We start from the raw sequence: 13,498 nt of genomic DNA, 5'->3' as shown, positions 1-13,498 counted from the left end.
GGTCCGTTGGCGCGGCGACCTGGCTTTGGCGGGTTCGTAGGCGCGGCGTGCTTGCGGGGCTCTGCCCCGGGCCCCGCGCCTCAATCGCCGGCGGGGCTGATCTTGGCCCGGTCCGTTGGCGCGGCGACGACCTGCTCTGGCCGGGGATCGGTTGGCGCGGCGTGCCTGGGCTTGGCCCGACTTTCCTACTTCGCGTCCGCGTATCGCTGCACCACCGCCACCGTGAACGGAAACCGCACCGGCGTGGCGCCGAAGGCGACCCGGCCCGCGAGGGTCCCCGCCTCGCGGATCGCGTGGGTCACCGCTTCCGCCTCCTCGGCCGGGCAGTGCACGATCACCTCGTCGTGCTGGAAGAACACCAGCTCCGCCCGCATCCCCGCCAGCGACCGCCGCAGCGCCGCCAGCATCAGCAGGGCCCAGTCCGCGGCGCTGCCCTGCACCACGAAGTTCCTCGTGAAGCGGCCCCGCGCGCGGGCGTCCGAGGACGAGAAACGGCCACGGTCCTCGTCCTCCTCCTGGGGGATCCCCGCCTCCTCCGCCCCGGCGTCCTGCGCCCCCGGGCTCGTCCGGCCGAGCCAGGTGCGGACGCGGCGGCCCTCCTCGCCCGCCTTCGCCGCGTCGTCCACGTACGCCACGGCCGCGGGGAACCGGCGCCGCAGGGCCGCCAGGTTCTTCAGGCCGTCGCCCGACGTCTGCCCGTAGATCGCACCGAGCAGCGCGAGCTTCGCGTGCGCGCGGTCGCCGGCGAACGCGCGGTCGGACAGCGCGGCGTACAGGTCGCCGTCGTGACCGGCGACCTCCATCAGGCCCCGGTCACGGGAGATCGCCGCCAGTACCCGCGGCTCCATCTGGTCCGCGTCGGCCACCACCAGCCGCCAGCCCTCGTCCGCGACCACCGCACGCCGGATCACCTTGGGGATCTGCAGCGCCCCTCCGCCGTTGGTCGTCCAACGCCCCGACACGGTGCCGCCGGGCTGGTACTCGGGCCGGAACCGCCCGTCGCGCACCCAGTCCTGCAGCCAACCCCAGCCGTGCGCGGTCCAGATGCGGTACAGCTTCTTGTAGGCGATCAGCGGCTCGACCGCCGGATGGTCGATCTCCGCCAGCTCCCAGCGCCGGGTCGACCGCACCCTGATCCCCGCCCCGGCGAACGCCTTCACCACGTCCGCCGGCAAATCCGGCCGCACCCGCCGCCCGAACGCCGCTGACACCTCGTCCGCCAGCTCCGCGAGGCGGCGCGGCTCGCCGCCGCCCGCGTACCGCTCGCCGAGCAGCTCGTGCAGCACCTCGCGGTGCACGTCGGCCCGCCACGGCAGCCCCGCCCGGTGCATCTCGGCGGCCACCAGCATCCCCGCCGATTCGGCGGCGGTCAGCAGCCGCATCCGCCCCGGGTGTTCGGCGGCGTCGTGCCGGCGCTGCTGGTCGGCGTAGACCTCCAGCAGCGCCTCCAGCGGAAGGGGCACCGGCTGCGGCTCGAACAGCGGGGACTGCGCGCCCGGCACGGCCGCGCGCGCCGGGGGATCGGGCGGCACGGGCGCGTTCCGCAGGCGGGCCCACGCGGCGGCCGCCGAGCGCGGCTCTCCCAGCCGCCCCTCGTGGCCGAGCAGCAGCAGCTCCGCGTCCTCGATGTCGTAGCAGCGCTCGACCCTGACGCCCGCCGCGAGCAGGCCGGGATAGATCTCCGCCGTGGACCGCCACACCCACCGGCCGACGCCGGGGCGCGAGCGGACCGCCTCGACGAGGTCGGGCTCGGTGCGGATCGGCCCCGAGGGCAGGCCGTCGGGGCCGAGGGGGACGAGCCGTGCCCCGCCCCCGTCCGCCGCCGCCACGGCCCACCGCTCGCTCATGGGTTCGAGTGTGGCAGCAGGGTCGGACAGTGCGGCGTAGCGCCGCGCTTCACGGCCCCGCGGGCCGGTCCGTGAGGTCGCGGGCGACCCGGGCCGGGCTGCCGACGGCCGGGAGGTCCTTCGTGACGACGGGCCCGGCGCCGACCAAGGTGTTCTCGCCGATCGTCACCCCGGGGCAGACGACCACCCGCCGCCCAGCCACAGGTTGTCGCCGATCGTCACCGGGTCCGCGCGCTCCCAGCCGGCCCGGCGGCGCTCGGTGTCCAGGTCGTGGGTGGGCGTGAGGATCTGGACGTTCGGACCGGTCTGCACGTCGGCGCCGATCGTGAGGGGCGCGGCGACCAGGAAGACCGCGTCGAGGTTGACGAACGTCGGTCGCCGATGCGGATGTGGCGGCCGTAGTCGCACTGGAACGGCGGCCGGATGCGCACGTCCCGGCCCAGTGCGCCGAGCAGTTCGGCGAGGATCCGTTCCCGGTCGGCGGGCGCCGCGCCGCCGCCCGCGTTGTACGCGGCGCACAGCGCGAAGCGCCGCGCGGTGTCCTCGGCGAGTCCGGGATCGTCGGGCAGGTACCACTCGCCGGTCGGCATCCGGTCCTTGTTCTCGCCCGTGCGCGGTCCGCCCCTCGGCTCGAATCGCCCTCTCCGTACGATTGATCCCTACTACGCGGCCTGTCATGGCCGCGAGCACTTTCACAGGGTGGGGATCCTTCGGTGCGAGAAGTGATGCAGGGCCGCGGACGCGGCATGGCCGGCACGGCGGCAACAGCGGTCCTGGTGCTGGGGGCGGTGACCGGCTGCTCGTCGGAGCCGGCGGCGGACGCGAAGGCGGGGGCCGGGAGCACGGCGAAGGCCACGGCGACGCCCGCCGCCGCGGACTCCGTGAAGAAGGGGGCCACGATCGGCGCCCCGGATTCGGCCTGCCCGATGCCCGTCACCTTCGACCTCGCGGCCGACTGGAAGCCAGAGGCGGTCGAGAGCGGCGGCCCGGACGACGAGTTCGGGGCGCTGCTGCGGCAGGGGCCCGTCACGCTCGTCTGCGAGATCGACGCGAAGCCCGCCGGGAACATCGGCTTCCTCCGCGTCTGGACGGGCGGCAAGGCCGGCGACGACGCCCGTGCGGCGCTGCGGGCGTTCGTCGCGGACGCGGCGAAGAGCCGCGAGAAGGAGGCGTACACCGCCACGAAGGCGGGTGGCCTGGAGGCCGTCGAGGTCACGTACGTCAACACCGACGAGTTCCTGGACGAGCCGAAGAAGGAGCGGGCCTTCGCCGTGACGACGCCGAAGGGCGTCGTGGTCGTGGACCTCGGCGGACTCGACACCCAGGAGCACGAGGAGATGCTTCCCGCGTACGAGCTGGCGAGGACGTCCCTCCGCACCTCCTGAACCCCATGGCCCCGGTCCGGCGGACCGGGGCCCGGTGTCCGCAGAGCCGTTGTGCCACGGACCTGCCGTGAACCGCCCCCTTCGCCGTACGCTGAACGACCGCGGTCGAGCGGCCACGCCGTCCGGCAAGCGTGGTGCGCCCTTCCGGGGCACACTGTGGACCAAGGCGCGGGCGACGTGACTGGGAGGCCGAAACGGTGAACGGCGGCAGCCGCAAACGGCGCCTGACCAGCCGGATCTCGTCGGGAGGCGGCGCATCGGCGCACCTTTCCGGCCGTGCGGGCCCGCGTTTCCGCCGGGGCAGGGGCCTGGTGCAGCCCGACCAGTTCACCACCCGCAGCCGGCTCGCCTGGCTGAACTCCGCCACGTCCAGGATCGGTACCACCTTGGACCTGGAGCGCACCGCGCAGGAGCTGGCCGAGTTCACCGTGCCCCGCTTCGCCGACGGGGCCGCCATCGACATCCTCGAGAGCGTGCTCCGCGGCGACGAGGGCAGCCGCTGGACCGGCACGGGCATCCCCGCCATGCGGGCCACGGCGCTGTGCGCCATCGAGGAGCTCTCCTCCCTGGAACCGACCCCCATCGGGGAGACGTTCGTCCACGCCGAGATGCCGCACGAGACACTGCTCCACCGGTACTGCCTCCGCCAGGGCAAGCCGGTCCTGCTGGGCCGGATGAACGACGACGACTTCGCCCGCGTCGCGCCCACCGCCAGCGCGGCCGTCAAGATGCGCGCCGCCGGTGTGCACAGCTACCTCGCCGTGCCGCTGATCGCCCGCGGGGTGCTGCTCGGCACCGCCGACTTCGTCCGGGGTCCCGGCACCCCGCCCTTCTCCTCCACGGACCTCGCCCTCGCGGAACAGCTCGCCTCCAAGGCCGCCGTCTTCATCGACAACGCCCGCCTGTACGGGCGCGAACGCGAGCACGTCGTCTCCCTGCAGCGCAGCCTCCTGCCACGCGTCACTCCGCACACCCCCGGACTGCGGGTGCACGCCGAGTACGCCCCGTCCGCCGCCGGCCACGGCGTGGGCGGCGACTGGTACGACGTCATGGCCCTGCCCAGCGGGCGTACGGCCCTCATGGTCGGCGACGTCATGGGACACGGGCTGCCCGCGGCCGCCACCATGGGACGCCTGCGGGCGGTCGCCCGCACGCTGATGACCCTGGACATGGCCCCGGAGCGGGTCCTCGCCCGGCTCGACCTGGCCACCCGCGACCTGGAGGACGAACAGGTCGCCACCTGCCTGTGCGCGGTCTACGACCCGGCCGACTCCAGCTACACCCTGGCCAGCGCGGGGCACCTGCCGCCCCTGCTGCTCGACGGGCCGGGCTCGGCCTCCTTCGTGGACGTGCCGACGGGCGCGCCGCTCGGCGCGGGAGTCATCCCGTACGACCCGCTGCGGCTGAAGGTCCCCGAGGGCAGCCGGCTGGTCCTCTACACGGACGGACTCGTCAAGTCCCGGACCGACGACATGGACGTCCAGCTGGACCGGCTGCGCACATCGGCGCTGGGGCTCGACCCGGGGGCGCTGGAAGCGGGCGGGCTGCTGGAGTGCGCACCGGCCAGTGCCGCCCGGTTCGACGAGGCGGTGCTCCTCGTCGCCGCGGACTCCGCGGTCCCGCGCACCGATCTGCGGGTGTGGGAGCTGCCGAAGGACGGCCGTGCCGCCTCCGTCGCCCGCGGCCTCGTCACCCACCAGCTCTCGGCGTGGGGCCTCACGGACCTCGCCGACATCTGCGAACTCGTCGTCTCCGAGCTCGTCGGCAACGCGCTGCGCTACGGGAACGGCCCCGGCCAGCTGCGGCTGCTGCGCGGTGAACGCCTCACCGTGGAGGTGTCCGACACGGGCCCCGACCTGCCCCAGATCCAGCACGCGGACCTCAGCGACGAGGGCGGCCGGGGACTCCAGCTGATCAACATGCTCTGCCGCCGCTGGGGGTCGTGCCGCACCGTCAAGGGCAAGGTGGTGTGGGCGGAGCAGAACATCGCCTCCTAGGCCCGTCGCCTCTCCTGGGCGCATCGTCCGTAGGCGCCCGCCTCACCGCCGGGCCGTCCGCGGGCAGCCGGCCACCGCCGAGAGCGCCGCGACCACCGCGCACGCGCCGAGGGCGAGCCCGGCCGTTCCCCACGGCACCGCGACCGTCACCGGTGCCGCGAGCGCCCACAACGCCCCTGCCGGCCCTGCCAGGTTGACGGCCGTGACGGCCGCTCCCAGCACCGCGCCGACGGCGACCGCGAACAGCGCTTCGCCCGCGACGACGCGCAGCGAGGCCAGTTCGCCGGTCCGGGCGGACGTGGCCATGAGCAGCGTGCCGGCGAGCGCGATCACGGTGTACACGAGGGCGATGCCGAGGACGACGAGCAGGCCCGTCCGGCCGGACGTCCGCCGATCACGACCACGAGGGGGCGTCCGCGGGGTGGGGCAGGCCGTACCCCGTGACACCATCTGGTGTGTGGACACGGTCGAGAAGGCGCTGGCGGCGGCGCTGTACGCGGACGGCGACGAGTCGCTGGACACCGCCGCCTCCCTCCTCGCCGCCGACCCGTCCGCCGACGCCGGACTGCTCCGGCGCGGCGAGGAGCTGCTGCGTCGCGCCTGGGAGCGCGGCTGGCAGCCCGCCGACGTCGTACGCATCGTCCGGCGCGACCTCGACGACGCCCATGAGCGCCTGGCCGCCGATCTGATCACCGCCGAGTCGCGCACCTACGGCGACCGGCTCGCACCGCGCTGGCGGGACCAGCTCGCCGTCCTCGCGGACCACGAGCCGTACCGGGCGGACCGCTTCACCCACGCGACCTCCGTCCTGGAGCTGTACCGCCTGCTCGCCCGGCTCCCGCGGATCGAGCCCGTCGCCCCGCCGCCCGGCACGCCCCTGACGGCCATCGCCTCCCCGCACGAGCCGCGCATGCTCACCCGCGTCCGCGCCCTGCTGGCCAAGGCGGAGGCGACGGGCTACCCGGAGGAGGCCGAGGCCCTGACCGCGAAGGCGCAGGAGCTGATGGCCCGCCACAGCATCGACGAGGCGGTCATCGCCCACGGCGCGCACAGCAAGGACGCGCCGTCCGCCTGCCGTATCGGCGTGGACGCCCCGTACGAGACGGCCAAGGCGGTCCTGCTCGACGCGATCGCCTCCGCGAACCGCTGCCGCGCGGTCTGGAACAGCGCCTTCGGCTTCACCACTGTGGTCGGCTTCGAGGGCGACCTCGAATCGGTCGAACTCCTCTACACCTCCCTGCTCGTCCAGGGCGCCGGAGCCATGACGAAGGCGGAGGCCGCGCAGCGGGCGGGCGGACGCCGGCGCACGAAGACGTTCCGGCAGTCGTTCTGGACGGCGTACGCGTCCCGCCTGGGCGAGCACCTGGCGGCGGTGGCCGGGGAACAGGTCACCGAGGACCTGCTCCCCGTCCTGGCCACCCGCGAGGTGGCGGTCGCCGACCATGCGGACCGCATGTTCCCCCAGACGACCAGGACCCGCGTCCGCGGCGCGACGGATCTGGACGGCTGGCGTGACGGCACGTCGGCCGCCGACCGGGCCCGACGCGAGCCGCACTCGCGCCGCACGCCGCTGCGCTAGCGCCAAGGCCCGCGCCGCGGTCCTCGGCCACCGGCCCTTCGACGTCTCAGACGTCGGTACGGACGATCACGTCCAGGGTGCGCGGACCGTGGACGCCTTCCACGCGCTCCAGCTCGATGTCGGACGTGGCCGACGGGCCGCTGATCAGCGTGGTGGGCCGCCCCGGCACCAGCCGGGCGAGGGCCTCGGGGACGCCCGCCTCCACCGTGGACAGGTCGACCACGCAGACGTGGAGGTCCGGTACGAGGGACAGCGCCCGCCGTCCCTGGTCCGGCGAACCGTCCAGGAAGATCGTGCCGGTCTCGGCGCAGCCGGCGGCCGACGCCGTGACCACCCCGTCCAGCGCGTCCAGTCCGGCCGCCGGCACGTCGGCGGTGTCGACGCGCACCTCGCCGTCGTGCTCGGTCAGCCAGCCGGGGTCGAGCCCCGCCGGGACGCCGACCACGCGGGCGCCGCGCTCCCCGAGGACGCGGGCGACGACCTCGGCGGTGCGGTCGGCGGTGCAGAGGTGGACCCGTGCCCGGTAGTCGGTCAGCCGGTCGGTGAAGAGGGCCAGGCGTTCCTCGGCGGGCAGGGTGCGGCCGGTGCGGTAGGCGCGGGGCACTGTCACCTCGCGCCGGGGCGCGAGCGCGAGGGCGTCGCGGATCCGGCCGAGCACGATGTCGCGGGCGGACGGCCCGGTTGCCGGTGCGGTCACTGCTCCTCCTCGTGGTGGGCGCGGCCGGCCGTCGTGTCGTTCCGCTCACGCTGCCGTTCGCCCTCGCGGGCGGCTTCCCGCATCGCCTCGCCGCCCTCCCGCGAGGCGAACCAGGCGCGGAACGTCTGCTTCGGCGGCGCGGGCGTGTCCCTGCTGTCGCTCCAGCCCGAGAACGGCGGCGGCAGGTGCCCGATCGTTCCGTCCCGTCCTGCCGCCACCCGGCCCAGCCGGGCCGCCTTCTGCGCGGCGGTGTAGAGCTTCGGCCGCTTCATCACGGACGCGGCCGCCTTCATCGCCAGCCGCTCCGCGCCGCGCCCCGACTGCTCGGTCTTCTGGTGGCGCAGCTCGACCAGCAGCGACGGGATGTCGATCTTCACCGGGCAGGCGTCGAAGCAGGCGCCGCAGAGGCTGGAGGCGTACGGCAGCGAGGCGTTCGGGTCGTTCTCGGCGGCGTGCATCCCGGCCAGTTGCGGGGTGAGCACCGCCCCGATCGGGCCCGGATACGTCGATCCGTAGGCGTGGCCGCCGACGCGCTCGTACACCGGGCAGACGTTCAGACAGGCCGAGCAGCGAATGCAGTTGAGCGCCTCGCGCCCGGCCCGGTCGGCGAGGGCGGCGGTGCGCCCGTTGTCGAGGAGGACGAGATGGAAGTCCTGCGGCCCGTCGCCCTCGGTCACGCCCGTCCACAGCGAGGTGTACGGGTTCATCCGCTCGCCGGTCGAGGAGCGCGGCAGCAACTGGAGGAAGACCTCCAGGTCCTGATGGCGCGGCAGGACCTTCTCGATGCCCATGACGGTGATGAGCGTCTCGGGCAGCGTCAGGCACATCCGGCCGTTGCCCTCGGACTCGACGACGCACAGCGTGCCGGTCTCGGCGATGCCGAAGTTGGCGCCCGACACGGCGACCTTGGTGGTCATGAACTTGCCGCGCAGGTACGCGCGGGCGACGGCGGCCAGGTGCTCGGGCACGGAGTCGAGGTCCGGGTCGACGCCGGGGATCTGACTGCGGAAGATGTCGCGGATCTCGTCGCGGTTGCGGTGGATCGCGGGGACCAGGATGTGCGAGGGCCGGTCGTGCCCGAGCTGCACGATCAGCTCGGCGAGGTCCGTCTCCCAGGCGGTGATGCCCTCGTCCGCCAGGTGCTCGTTGAGCCCGATCTCCTGGGTGGCCATCGACTTCACCTTGATGACCTCGTCGCTGCCGGCAGCCTTGACCAGGCGGGTGACGATCGCGTTGGCCTCGGCGCCGTCGCGCGCCCAGTGCACGGTGCCGCCGCGTTCGGTGACCTTGCGCTCCAGCTCCTCCAGCAGCTCCGGGAGCCGGTTCATGGTGTCGGTCTTGATCGCGGAGCCGGCGTCGCGCAGCGGCTCCCAGTCCGGCAGTTCCCCGGTGACCGCGAGCCGCTTGGCGCGGATGGTGCGCGTGGCCCTGCCGAGGTTGCGGCGCAGCTGCCCGTTGCCCAGCTCGCGCCCGGCGGCCTCGGGGAACGGGACGTCGCCGCGCAGGTTCCCGGTGCCGTACGGGACGCGCGGCGGCCTGGCGGGCATGCCGAGGAAGGTGCCGCCGCTCATCGGGCCGCTCATCGGGCTGTCCGTCGGGTTGTTCGTCGGGCTGCTCATCGGGCGGCCTCCGTCGGGGCGTACGGCGCGGTGCGGGTGGCGGCGAGGATCTGGGCGAGGTGCAGCGTGCGGGTTTCCGCCCCGGTACGGGAGAGGCCGCCGCCGATGTGCATGAGGCAGGACGAGTCGCCGGCGGTGCAGACGTCCGCGCCGGTCGAGACGACGTGGCGCATCTTGTCCTGGAGCATGGCGGTGGAGGTCCCGGCGTTCTTCAGGGCGAACGTGCCGCCGAAGCCGCAGCACGCGTCGGCCTCCGGAAGCTCCACGAGGTCGATGCCCTCCACGGCGCGCAGCAGCCGCAGCGGCTTGTCGCCGACGCGCAGCATCCGCAGCGAGTGACACGTGGGGTGGTAGGTGACGCGGTACGGGAAGTACGCCCCGACGTCCGTGACGCCGAGCACGTCGACGAGGAGCTCCGACAGCTCGTACGTCTTCGCCTTCACCCCGGCGACGGCCGTGACGAGCGCCGGATCGCCGTAGCGCCGGGCGACGAGCTCGTGCTGGTGCCGCACGGATCCGGCGCACGAGCCGGACGGCATGACCACGGCGTCGAGCGAGGAGTCGCCGAACTGCTCGGCGAAGTTCCGTACGAGCGGGAGAGGCTCGCGCTGGTACCCGGTGTTGATGTGCATCTGGCCGCAGCACGTCTGCTCGGGCGGGAAGACGATCTCGTGGCCGAGGCGGGCGAGCAGGAGCGCGGTCGAGCGCACCGCGTCGGGGAAGAGGGTGTCTCCCAGGCAGGTGGCGAAGAGTCCGATGCGCATCGAGCGAGCCTCCCGTAGCGGTATGGTCCGACCATACTAACGACGGGCCGTTCAGGGCGAGGGTTGTGCGCCGTCCTCGTCCCCGTCGTCGACCAGCGTCCCGTGGAACCCGCGGATGTGCCGCTCGGCGAGATCGGCGGCCGCGCCGCCCTCGCCCCGCCTCACCAGCCGCAGCAGCTCCGCGTGCTCGGCGTTGAGCGCGGTGGCCGTGGCCGGCCAGTCCTCCACCGCCTCCAGGGCGCGCAGGATCAACGGCCGCACCGATTCACGCACGGCCGAGGTGAGCGTCGAGGTGAGCCGGTTGCCGGAACCGCGGGCGATCAGGACGTGGAAGCGGGTGTCCAGGTCGTTGAACTCCGCGACGCCGATGCCCGGTTCACCGAGACGGGAAAGGATCTCCTCCGCCTCCGCCAGCTCCTCCGGCGAGGCGTGCCGCGCCGCCGCCTCGAAACTCGAACGCTCCAGGACGACCCGGGCCTCCAGCATGTCCTGGAGGGTGTAGCTGCCGAGGGCGAAGTGCAGCCGCAGCAGCCGGCCGAGCGCGTCGTCCGGGTTACGCACCAGGCGCGCGCCGGAGTCGGGGCCCCGCCCGGCCTGCGCGGACAGCACACCGATCGTCTCCAGCACGCGCAGCGCCTCCCGCAGCGCGGACCGGCTGACCCCCAGCACGGGAGCCAGCTCGCGCTCGGGCGGCAGCCGGTCGCCGGCCCTCAGCTCCCCGGAGAGCACCCGCTCCTCGATGCTCTCCAGCACGAGCTCGTGCGTGCGGGACTGCCGTACGGGGCGCCACTCGGCAGTCATCGGTCGGCTCCTCGGCTCGGTGGGACGGTGGGGTCCACCACGCTATGCCAGACCCGCCCCCGCGTCCGCCCGCACCCTCCTCCGCCCGCACCCTCCTCCGCCCACGACCCCGGCCCGCCCACGACCCCGGCCCGTCACGACCCCGGCCCGTCACGACCCCGGCCCGTCACGGACCCGGCCGGTCATGCCGCGTCGAACCACTCCTTGTTCGCGTGCCAGTGGGCGACCCATCCGGCGAAGCACGGCCGGCCCGCCGCGGTCAGCGGGAACGGCTCGGCGAGCACGCGCTCGGGGCCGTAGTCCCCCCAGTCCCTCGGCAGCTCCGCCGGCTCCAGCAGGCCGAAGCCGGGCGGCCCCGTGTACGACCCGTCGCCTGTCTCCGCGACGAACGTCCGGTACGGCTCGGGCAGCACGATGCCGTGTTCCGCCTCGAAAGCGCGCACCTTCTCCCAGCCGAGCGGCGGTCCGGCGGACCCGTCCCCGAACGCCGCGCGCAGCACGGCGAGATCATCGGACGAAGCGACTTCGGTCTCCGTGAGCCAAGGGAAACACCCGCCACTGACAACGCCCCCGACCGTCTGTCCGCGCGACCGAAATGCCGGTAAAGGCCGATACGCTCGGACCATGAGCTGGCTCAGGGCCCTGAAAGAGACCGCGCGTTCGGGCCTGAGCATCGAGCGGAAGCGGCTCGAACCACTCATCGCGCTGCGCGCCGCCGCCGGGCTCGCCCTCGTCGTCGGGACGAGCCTGGTGCTGTTCGGGCCGCTCGTCGCAGTGAGCTCCGCGTTCGGCGCGTTCCAGGCCGCGATCGCCACCTTCCAGCGCAGTTGGCGTCCTCGGCCGGTCCTCGCCCTGGTCTCCGGGGCGACGCTCGCCGTCTCCACGTTCGTCGGCTACCTCAGCGCGGCGCACGTCACGCTCTTCGTCGTACTCCTCGCCCTGTGGACGTTCGGCGCGGGGCTGGCCTGGACCGCGGGGCCCACGGCCGGGATCATCGCGCTGTCCAACGTCGCGATCATGCTGGTCACGGTCACGCTGCCGACATCGGTCGCCGACGCCGCCGGCCACGCCGCGGTGATCGCCGCCGGCGGCGTCGTCCAGGCCGCCATGGTGGTGCTGTTTCCCGTGCGCCGCTGGGGCGCCCGGCGCGACGCGCTCGCCGACGCGCTCGCGGCGGAGGCCGACTACGCCCGGCGCCTCCGTCAGGACCCCACCGCGCCCTTCGACCCGGCGCCGCTGATGCGTGCCCGCGGGGCCGCCGCCGTCACCGAGCGCGAGGCGCGGCGCCGCCCCGCCGAGCTGCACGGCACCCGGGGTGTCGCCGAACGCATCCGCCCCGTGCTCGCGTCCCTCGCCGACCCGGCCGTCGGCGTGCCCGCCGAGGGCCGTGCGCGCGACCGGGTGCGCGAACTCCTCGCCGCCGCCGGGTCCGTGCTGGACGCCGCCGCCGACGCTGTACGCCACGGTGAGCCCGTGGACGTCGAACCGGGTGCGCAGGCCGCGCTGCGGACCCCCGACACCGGCGACCTCCTGACGGGCCCGCCCCGCCGCGCCGCCGTACGGCTCGCGGCGCTGCTCGACGACGTCGTCGAGACCGCGCAGGGCACGGGCGACGCGGACGCCCTGCCGCACCGGCAGCGTCCCTCGCTCGTCGCCCTGCTCCCGGGCGTCGTGCGCGCGATGCGCGCCGAACTGCGCCCCGGCTCCCCGATCCTGCGCCACGCGCTGCGCGTCTCGGTGGTCGCCGCGGCCGGCTACCTGATGGGCACCGCGCTTCCGTTCGGCCACGGGTACTGGGCGCCCCTGACCTCCGTGATGGTGATGCGGCCCGACTTCTCGCAGACGTACGCCCGTTCCGTCGCCCGCTTCGGCGGCACGCTGGTCGGCGTCGGCGCGGCGACCGCCCTCGTGCAGGTGCTCGACCTCGATGTGTACGCCACCGCCGCCATGGCGGTCGTCTGCGCCTTCGGCATGTACCTCGTCATGCGCACCGGCTACGCGGCGGCCAGCGTCTTCATCTCCGCCTACGTCGTCTTCCTGCTCGGCATGGGAGGCGAGGACTGGGCCCAGACCGTGCCGGAACGCGTCCTGCTGACCCTGCTCGGCGGACTGCTCGCCATGATCGCGTACGCGCTGTACCCGGCCTGGGAGACCCCGCGGCTGCGCACCAGGCTCGCCGACTGGCTGGCCGCCGACGGGCGTTACGCCGCCGCGGTCGTGGACTGCTACGCCCGCCCCGCCGAGCGCGACCGCACCGCGGTGCGCGAGGCGCTGCTCGCCGCCCGCGACGCGCGGATCGCCTGGCGCGAGGCGGTGGCGAGAGCCCGCCACGAGCCCGTACGCCACCGGGGCCTGTCCCGCGCCGCGGCCGACAGTGCGGGGGAGGCGCTGGCCCAGGCGGGGCGCGTCGCCATGCTGTTGGAGGCCCACATTCCCGAGCGCGGCGCGCTGCCCCTCCCGGCCGCCGACGGTCTGGCCCGCGCGCTGCGCACGGCGACGGGGCAGGCGGCGAAGGCGGTGCGGGAACGCAGGTCCCCGGTCTGGGACCCGGTCCGTGACGCACTGGCGGCCTGGGGGGCGCCGCCGGACGGACCGGAGTCCCGCGGCCCCCACGACGCCGTCCTGCGCAGGGGGGCGCAGATGCTGCTCGCCGCGCTGGAGGACGTGTCCGACGCCCTGCACGAGGAAGGGCCGCGGACCCGTGAAGGATCCGCGGCCCACTAGGGACGCCGGCGGCTCGGGACCGACCGGCCCCCGACCCGCGCGGTCAGGAAGCCCACCGCCCGGCCGCCCACCGGAGTCCGGCCCG

The 13,498-nt window shown here is 74.6% G+C and carries 11 protein-coding genes and 1 pseudogene; 4 read left to right on the top strand and 8 right to left on the bottom strand.

Going from position 1 to position 13,498, the window contains the following annotated elements; translation table 11 throughout:
• Positions 1-185: 185 nt before the first annotated feature.
• Positions 186-1,847: a bifunctional 3'-5' exonuclease/DNA polymerase gene (locus ACF08N_RS19120; RefSeq protein ID WP_392325795.1), complete on the bottom strand. Its 1,662-nt coding sequence runs from the start codon at positions 1,845-1,847 to the stop codon at positions 186-188.
• 49 nt (positions 1,848-1,896) lie between these two features.
• Positions 1,897-2,437 (bottom strand): annotated as a pseudogene (locus tag ACF08N_RS19115) (maltose acetyltransferase domain-containing protein).
• Between the two features lie 123 nt (positions 2,438-2,560).
• On the opposite strand from ACF08N_RS19115, the gene ACF08N_RS19110 reads away from it, so the two are divergent.
• A complete protein-coding gene (locus tag ACF08N_RS19110) occupies positions 2,561-3,232 on the top strand; it encodes a lipoprotein (RefSeq protein ID WP_392325794.1) in 672 nt (223 codons plus the stop codon).
• 197 nt (positions 3,233-3,429) lie between these two features.
• The gene (locus ACF08N_RS19105) at positions 3,430-5,229 is read left to right on the top strand and encodes a SpoIIE family protein phosphatase (protein WP_392325793.1); all 1,800 of its coding nucleotides are present in this window, start codon (positions 3,430-3,432) and stop codon (positions 5,227-5,229) included.
• A gap of 42 nt (positions 5,230-5,271) precedes the next feature.
• On the opposite strand, the gene ACF08N_RS19100 is transcribed toward ACF08N_RS19105, so the two are convergent.
• Positions 5,272-5,694 (bottom strand): hypothetical protein, encoded by a 423-nt coding sequence (locus tag ACF08N_RS19100; protein WP_392325792.1) that lies wholly within the window; start codon positions 5,692-5,694, stop codon positions 5,272-5,274.
• Between ACF08N_RS19100 and ACF08N_RS19095 the strand changes: the two genes are divergently transcribed.
• Entirely contained in the window at positions 5,687-6,808 is a 1,122-nt protein-coding gene (locus tag ACF08N_RS19095; protein ID WP_392325791.1) for a DUF2786 domain-containing protein, read from the top strand. The two genes, ACF08N_RS19100 and ACF08N_RS19095, sit on opposite strands and share 8 nt — an antisense overlap.
• A 46-nt stretch (positions 6,809-6,854) precedes the next feature.
• Here ACF08N_RS19095 and ACF08N_RS19090 read toward each other — a convergent pair whose 3' ends face one another.
• From ACF08N_RS19090 to ACF08N_RS19070, 5 genes are all read right to left on the bottom strand, one after another.
• Positions 6,855-7,505 carry a lactate utilization protein C gene (locus ACF08N_RS19090; protein ID WP_392325790.1) on the bottom strand — a complete coding sequence of 217 codons (651 nt, stop codon included), beginning with the start codon at positions 7,503-7,505 and terminating at the stop codon, positions 6,855-6,857.
• Entirely contained in the window at positions 7,502-9,124 is a 1,623-nt protein-coding gene (locus tag ACF08N_RS19085) for a lactate utilization protein B (RefSeq protein WP_392325789.1), read from the bottom strand. The genes ACF08N_RS19090 and ACF08N_RS19085 overlap by 4 nt, the downstream gene beginning before the upstream one ends.
• Positions 9,121-9,888, bottom strand: a complete 768-nt coding sequence (locus ACF08N_RS19080; RefSeq protein WP_392325788.1) for a (Fe-S)-binding protein — start codon at positions 9,886-9,888, stop codon at positions 9,121-9,123. Before ACF08N_RS19080 ends, ACF08N_RS19085 begins: the two co-directional genes overlap by 4 nt.
• Positions 9,889-9,939: 51 nt before the next feature.
• Positions 9,940-10,689: a FadR/GntR family transcriptional regulator gene (locus ACF08N_RS19075; protein WP_392325787.1), complete on the bottom strand. Its 750-nt coding sequence runs from the start codon at positions 10,687-10,689 to the stop codon at positions 9,940-9,942.
• A gap of 182 nt (positions 10,690-10,871) precedes the next feature.
• Positions 10,872-11,189 (bottom strand): SMI1/KNR4 family protein, encoded by a 318-nt coding sequence (locus ACF08N_RS19070; protein WP_392325786.1) that lies wholly within the window; start codon positions 11,187-11,189, stop codon positions 10,872-10,874.
• 124 nt (positions 11,190-11,313) lie between these two features.
• Here ACF08N_RS19070 and ACF08N_RS19065 point away from each other — a divergent pair, with 124 nt between their 5' ends.
• A complete protein-coding gene (locus tag ACF08N_RS19065; protein ID WP_392325785.1) occupies positions 11,314-13,413 on the top strand; it encodes an FUSC family protein in 2,100 nt (699 codons plus the stop codon).
• Positions 13,414-13,498 lie beyond the last annotated feature (85 nt).

Origin of the sequence: Streptomyces sp. NPDC015127, from assembly GCF_043080095.1 — a bacterium.
Lineage (GTDB): Bacteria > Actinomycetota > Actinomycetes > Streptomycetales > Streptomycetaceae > Streptomyces.
Note: the sequence above shows the minus strand (reverse complement) of the source record. Positions and strands in the feature narration are given on the sequence as shown.